This window comes from Mesorhizobium sp. M2A.F.Ca.ET.037.01.1.1, assembly GCF_003998075.1.
Taxonomy (GTDB): Bacteria; Pseudomonadota; Alphaproteobacteria; order Rhizobiales; family Rhizobiaceae; genus Mesorhizobium.
The window spans coordinates 1-7261 of record NZ_RZSA01000255.1 but is presented as its reverse complement, the minus strand read 5'-3'; the positions used below and the strand labels follow the sequence as shown (position 1 = coordinate 7261).

The window sequence follows — 7261 nt, the reverse complement described above, 5'->3', positions numbered from 1 at the left end:
GAGTCATGCGGCTCGATGATGATGCGGCGCTTGTTCTTGTAGTCGCGGCCGAAGCGGATCGTGCCATCGATCTCGGCGATGATGGCGTGATCCTTCGGACGGCGAGCCTCGAACAGTTCGGCCACGCGCGGCAGACCACCGGTGATGTCCTTGGTCTTGGCGCTTTCCATCGGGATACGCGCCAGCACGTCGCCAGGCTTCACATGGGCGCCCGGCTCGACCGAGAGGATGGCCTCGACCGAGAGCAGGAAGCGCGCATCGCCGCCCTTCGACAGCTTACCGACCTTGCCCTTGGCGTCCTGGATGACGATCGCCGGCTTCAGGTCGCTGCCGCGCGGCGTCGAACGCCAGTCGATGACCTCACGCTTGGTGATGCCGGTCGACTCGTCGGCCGTTTCCTGAACGGAGATGCCGTCGACCAGGTCCTCGAACGCCACGCGACCCTCGATTTCGGTGAGGATCGGGCGGGTATAGGGATCCCACTCGGCGATACGCTGGCCGCGCTTCACCTTGTCGCCATCGTCCACGAAGATGCGCGAACCATAGGCGACGCGGTGCGTGGCGCGCTCCTTGCCGGTCTCATCGAGGATGAGCACCGCCATGTTGCGGCCCATGACCATCTGCTGGCCTTCCGAGTTGCGCACCACGTTGCGGTTGCGGATCTGCACCTTGCCCTCATAGGAGGCTTCAAGGAACGAAGAGTCCACCACCTGCGCCGTGCCGCCCATGTGGAAGGTACGCATGGTGAGCTGGGTGCCCGGCTCGCCGATCGACTGCGCCGCGATGACGCCGACGGCCTCGCCCTGGTTGACGGGGGTACCGCGGGCCAGGTCGCGACCGTAGCAGACGGCGCACACGCCGGTCCTGACCTCGCAGGTCAGCGCCGAGCGGATGCGGACCGACTGCACGCCGGCCTTTTCGATCTGCTCCACATCGCGCTCGTCCATCAGCTTGCCGGCCTTGACCAGCAGATCGCCGGTGACCGGGTGGTTGATGTCGTCGAGCGCGGTGCGGCCCAGCACGCGCTGGCCGACCGAAGCAACAATCTGGCCGGCATCGACGATCGGCTGCATGGTGAGGCCCTTGTCGGTGCCGCAATCCACGGAGTTGACGATGCAGTCCTGCGCCACGTCGACGAGACGGCGGGTGAGGTAGCCCGAGTTCGCCGTCTTCAAGGCGGTGTCGGCCAGACCCTTGCGGGCGCCGTGGGTCGAGTTGAAGTACTCGAGCACGGTGAGGCCTTCCTTGAAGTTCGAGATGATCGGCGTCTCGATGATTTCACCCGACGGCTTGGCCATCAGGCCACGCATGCCGGCGAGCTGACGCATCTGGGTGGGCGAACCGCGCGCACCCGAATGCGACATCATGTAGATCGAGTTCATCGGCTTCTGGCGGCCGTTGTCCTCGAACTCCACCGCCTTGATGCGGGCCATCATCTCGTCGGCGACCTTTTCCGAGCACTTGGCCCAGGCGTCGACGACCTTGTTGTACTTCTCGCCCTGCGTGATCAGGCCGTCATTGTACTGCTGTTCGTACTCCTTGGCCAAAGCCTCGGTCTCGGAGACCAGCTTCAGCTTGGTATCCGGGATCAGCATGTCGTCCTTGCCGAACGAAATGCCGGCACGGCAGGCATGGGCGAAGCCGAGCGCCATGATGCGGTCGCAGAAGATGACCGTCTCTTTCTGACCGCAGTGGCGGTAGACGGTGTCGATCATCTTGGAGATGTTCTTCTTGGTCATCTCCTGGTTGGCGGTCTCATACGGCACGTTGACGTTCTTCGGCAGAAGCTCGCCGATGATCATGCGGCCGGGCGTGGTGTCGTAGATCTTCGACACGACATTGCCTTCGGCGTCGACCGTGCGGAAGCGGCCCTTGATCTTGGCGTGCAGCGTCACGGCCTTGGTCTCCAGCGCATGCTGGAGCTCGCCCATGTCGGCAAACACCATGCCTTCGCCCGGCTCGTTCTGGTTGACGATCGAGAGATAGTAGAGACCGAGAACCATGTCCTGCGACGGCACGATGATCGGCGCGCCGGAGGCCGGGTGCAGGATGTTGTTGGTCGACATCATCAGCACGCGGGCTTCGAGCTGCGCTTCCAGCGACAGCGGCACGTGGACCGCCATCTGGTCACCGTCGAAGTCGGCGTTGAAGGCGGTGCAGACCAGCGGATGCAGCTGGATCGCCTTGCCTTCGATCAGGGTCGGCTCGAACGCCTGGATGCCGAGGCGGTGCAGCGTCGGCGCGCGGTTGAGCAGCACCGGATGCTCGCGGATAACCTCGTCGAGGATATCCCAAACCTCCGGACGCTCCTTCTCGACCAGCTTCTTCGCCTGCTTGACGGTCGAGGAGAAACCCTTGGCGTCGAGGCGGGCGTAGATGAAGGGCTTGAACAGCTCGAGCGCCATCTTCTTCGGCAGGCCACACTGATGCAGCTTCAGCTCCGGACCGGTCACGATGACCGAGCGACCGGAATAGTCGACGCGCTTGCCGAGCAGGTTCTGACGGAACCGGCCCTGCTTGCCCTTGAGCATGTCGGACAGCGACTTCAGCGGACGCTTGTTGGCGCCGGTGATGACGCGGCCGCGACGGCCGTTGTCGAACAGCGCGTCGACGGCTTCCTGCAGCATGCGCTTCTCGTTGCGCACGATGATGCCGGGCGCGCGCAACTCGATCAGCCGCTTCAGGCGGTTGTTGCGGTTGATGACGCGGCGATAGAGGTCATTCAGATCCGACGTCGCAAAGCGGCCGCCGTCCAGCGGAACCAGCGGGCGCAGATCCGGCGGGATCACCGGAACCACCTTCATGATCATCCATTCCGGACGGTTGCCGGATTCCATGAAGTTCTCGACGACCTTGAGCCGCTTCAGATACTTCTTCTGCTTCAGCTCGGAGGTGGTCGAAGCCAGCTCCGAACGCAGGTCGCCGGCGATCTTCTCCAGGTCCATGCCGGCAAGCAGGTCATGGATGGCCTCGGCGCCGATCATGGCGGTGAAAGAATCCTCGCCGTACTCGTCGACGGCGAGCATGTACTCCTCCTCGCTGAGGAGCTGGTTCTCCTTCAGCGCGGTGAGGCCCGGCTCGGTGACGATGTAGTTCTCGAAGTAGAGCACACGCTCGATGTCCTTGAGGGTCATGTCGAGCAACGTGCCGATGCGCGAAGGCAGCGACTTCAGGAACCAGATATGGGCGACGGGCGCGGCGAGCTCGATATGGCCCATGCGCTCGCGGCGAACGCGCGACAGCGTGACTTCGACGCCGCATTTTTCGCAGATGACGCCCTTGTACTTCATGCGCTTGTACTTGCCGCAAAGGCACTCATAGTCCTTGATCGGACCAAAAATGCGCGCGCAGAACAGGCCGTCACGCTCCGGCTTGAAGGTGCGGTAGTTGATGGTCTCCGGCTTCTTGATCTCGCCGAACGACCAGGACAGAATCTTCTCTGGGCTGGCAAGCGAGATCCGGATGGAATCGAACACCTGCGCAGGCGCCTGCGGGTTGAAGAGATTCATGACCTCTTGGTTCATGCCGTTCTCCTTTTCGGGGTCCTCGATAACCCCTTCAATCGATCGCGGACGAAATGTCCGCAGACTGGCCGGTCAAACCGGCCGAAGACTTCTTGGTTGAGCATGACCTTGTCCGAAAACCGGTGGCCACTTTTCGGGGTCATGCTCGGGGCGCGCCGCTTCCTGGAGCGGCGCGCCATAAGCTTCATTCGGCTGCGTCGGGCAGACGCGTCGGAGCCTCTTCGACCTGGGTGTTTTCCAGCTCCACATTGAGGCCGAGCGAGCGCATTTCCTTGACGAGAACGTTGAAGCTCTCCGGAATGCCCGCCTCGAACGTGTCGTCGCCGCGCACGATCGCCTCGTAGACCTTGGTGCGGCCGGCCACGTCGTCCGACTTCACCGTCAGCATTTCCTGCAGCGTGTAGGCGGCGCCGTAGGCTTCGAGCGCCCAGACCTCCATTTCGCCGAAGCGCTGGCCGCCGAACTGCGCCTTGCCGCCCAGCGGCTGCTGGGTGACGAGCGAGTACGGACCGATCGAACGCGCGTGGATCTTGTCGTCCACCAGGTGGTGCAGCTTGAGCATATAGATATAGCCCATCGTCACCTTGCGATCGAACGGCTCGCCGGTGCGACCGTCATAGAGCTGCGACTGACCGCTGGTGTGCAGGCCTGCCTGCTCCAGCATGGTGTTGATGTCGACCTCATGCGCGCCGTCGAACACCGGTGTCGCGATGGAGACGCCGCGGCGCATCTGCTCGCTCAGGCGAACGATGCTCTCGTCGTCATATTCGCGGATCGGCTCGTTGCGGTCGTTGGCCGGCATGAAGCTTTCCAGCGTCTTGCGCAGCGGCTTGATGTCGCCACCACCCTTATACGCGTCGATCAGCTCGCCGATCTTCCTGCCCATGCCGGCGCAAGCCCAGCCAAGATGCGTTTCCAGGATCTGGCCGACATTCATGCGGCTCGGCACACCCAGCGGGTTGAGCACGATATCGGCATGCGTGCCGTCCTCGAGGAAAGGCATGTCCTCGACCGGAACGATGCGCGACACGACACCCTTGTTGCCGTGACGGCCGGCCATCTTGTCGCCCGGCTGCATCTTGCGCTTCACCGCCACGAAGACCTTGACCATCTTCATGACGCCCGGAGGCATTTCGTCGCCGCGCTGCACCTTCTCGACCTTGTCCATGAAGCGCTGCTCGAGCGCCTTCTTGGACTCGTCGTACTGGCCACGCAGAGCCTCGAGCTCGCTCTGGAGCTTCTCGTTCTCCACGGCGAACTGCCACCACTGCGAACGCGGATACTCGTCGAGCGTGTCCTTCGATAGCTTCGAGCCCTTCTTGAAGCCCTTCGGCCCGGCAATCGCTTCCTTGCCGACCAGCATGTCGGAAAGACGCGCGTAGACGTTGCGGTCGAGGATCGCCTGTTCGTCGTCGCGGTCCTTGGCCAGACGCTCGATCTCCTCGCGCTCGATCGCCATCGCGCGCTCGTCCTTCTCCACGCCGTGGCGGTTGAAGACGCGCACTTCGACGACCGTGCCGAAGGTGCCCGGAGGCATGCGCATGGAAGTGTCGCGGACGTCCGAGGCCTTTTCGCCAAAGATGGCGCGCAGAAGCTTTTCTTCCGGCGTCATCGGGCTTTCGCCCTTCGGGGTGATCTTGCCGACCAGGATGTCACCCGGCTGCACCTCGGCGCCGATATAGACGATGCCGGCCTCGTCGAGGTTCTTCAGCGCCTCCTCCGAAACGTTCGGAATGTCGCGCGTGATTTCCTCCGGCCCGAGCTTGGTGTCGCGCGCCATGACCTCGAACTCCTCGATGTGGATCGAGGTGAAGACGTCATCGGCCACGATGCGCTCGGAGAGCAGGATCGAGTCCTCGTAGTTGTAGCCGTTCCACGGCATGAACGCGACCAGCACGTTACGGCCGAGCGCCAGATCGCCGAGCTCGGTCGACGGACCGTCGGCGATGATGTCGCCCTTGTTGACGCGGTCGCCCATGCGCACCAGCGGCCGCTGGTTGATGCAGGTGTTCTGGTTCGAACGCTGGAACTTCATCAGCCGGTAGATGTCGACGCCCGACTTGCCGGGATCGAGGTCTTCCGTGGCGCGGATAACGATACGGGTGGCGTCCACCTGATCGACCACGCCGCCGCGGCGAGCGCCGATGGCCGCGCCCGAGTCACGGGCGACGACCGGCTCCATGCCGGTGCCGACGAACGGCGCCTCGGCGCGCACCAGCGGCACGGCCTGACGCTGCATGTTCGAGCCCATCAGCGCGCGGTTGGCGTCGTCGTTCTCGAGGAACGGGATGAGCGCCGCCGCGACCGACACCATCTGCTTCGGCGAGACGTCCATCAGGTCGACGTTCTCGCGCGGCGCCATCATCACTTCGCCGGCGTTACGGCAAATGACGAACTCGTCGACGAAGCTGCCGTTCTTGTCGAGCTCGGCGTTGGCCTGCGCGACATAGTGCTTGGCCTCTTCCATCGCCGACAGGTAGACAACTTCGTTGGTCAACTTGCCGCCCACGATCTTGCGGTACGGGCTTTCGATGAAGCCGTACTTGTTGACGCGCGCGAAGGTGGCCAGCGAGTTGATAAGACCGATATTCGGGCCTTCCGGCGTCTCGATCGGGCAGATGCGGCCGTAATGCGTCGGGTGCACGTCGCGCACCTCGAAGCCGGCGCGCTCGCGGGTCAGACCGCCCGGTCCAAGCGCCGAGAGGCGACGCTTGTGGGTGATCTCCGACAGCGGGTTGGTCTGGTCCATGAACTGCGACAGCTGCGAGGAGCCGAAGAACTCGCGCACGGCGGCGGCCGCCGGCTTGGCGTTGATCAGATCCTGCGGCATGACCGTGTCGATCTCGATCGAGGACATGCGTTCCTTGATCGCGCGCTCCATGCGCAGCAGGCCGACGCGGTACTGGTTCTCCATGAGCTCGCCGACCGAACGCACGCGGCGGTTGCCGAGATTGTCGATGTCGTCGATCTCGCCCTTGCCGTCGCGCAGCTCGACCAGCGTCTTGACCACGGCCAGGATGTCTTCCTTGCGCAGCACGCGCACGGTGTCCTCGGCCTTGAGCTCGAGGCGCATGTTCATCTTGACGCGGCCGACGGCCGACAGGTCATAGCGCTCGCTATCGAAGAACAGCGAGTTGAACATGGCTTCGGCGGTCTCGAGGGTCGGCGGCTCGCCCGGGCGCATGACGCGGTAGATGTCGAACAGCGCGTCCTGGCGGCTCTCGTTCTTGTCGACGTTGAGCGTGTTGCGGATATAGGCGCCGACATTGACGTGGTCGATGTCCAGAATCTGGATCTCTTCCTCGCCGGTGCCGAGCAGCACCTTCAGCGTCTTGTCGTCGATCTCGTCGCCGGCCTCGAGGAAGATCTCGCCGGTGGCGTAGTTGACGATGTCCTCGGCGAGGTAGTTCCCGAGCAGATCCTCGTCGGTCGCCTTGATGGCCTTGAGACCCTTCTCGCCAAGCTGGCGGGCCTGGCGGGCGGTGATCTTCTTGCCTTGCTCGACGACGATTTCACCGGTGTCGGCATCAACCAGATCGCCGACGGCCTTGAGGCCGCGGAAGCGCTCGACGTTGAACGGAATGCGCCAATGGTCGCCGGCGCGCTTGTAGGTGATCTTGTTGTAGAAGGTCGACAGGATCTCTTCGCCGTCCATGCCGAGCGCCATCAGCAGCGACGTCACCGGGATCTTGCGGCGGCGGTCGATGCGGGCGTGCACGACGTCCTTGCTATCGAAC

The 7261-nt window shown here is 63.6% G+C and carries 2 protein-coding genes; both read right to left on the bottom strand.

Annotation, left to right across the window (positions count from 1 at the left end; all coding sequences use genetic code 11):
* On the bottom strand, window positions 1-3524 hold a 3524-nt coding region (gene rpoC, locus EOA27_RS14845), incomplete at its 3' end, for a DNA-directed RNA polymerase subunit beta' (protein ID WP_127256576.1).
* Between the two features lie 184 nt (window positions 3525-3708).
* Window positions 3709-7261 (bottom strand): DNA-directed RNA polymerase subunit beta (gene rpoB / locus EOA27_RS14840; protein WP_127256574.1); only part of this gene is annotated, 3553 nt, incomplete at its 5' end.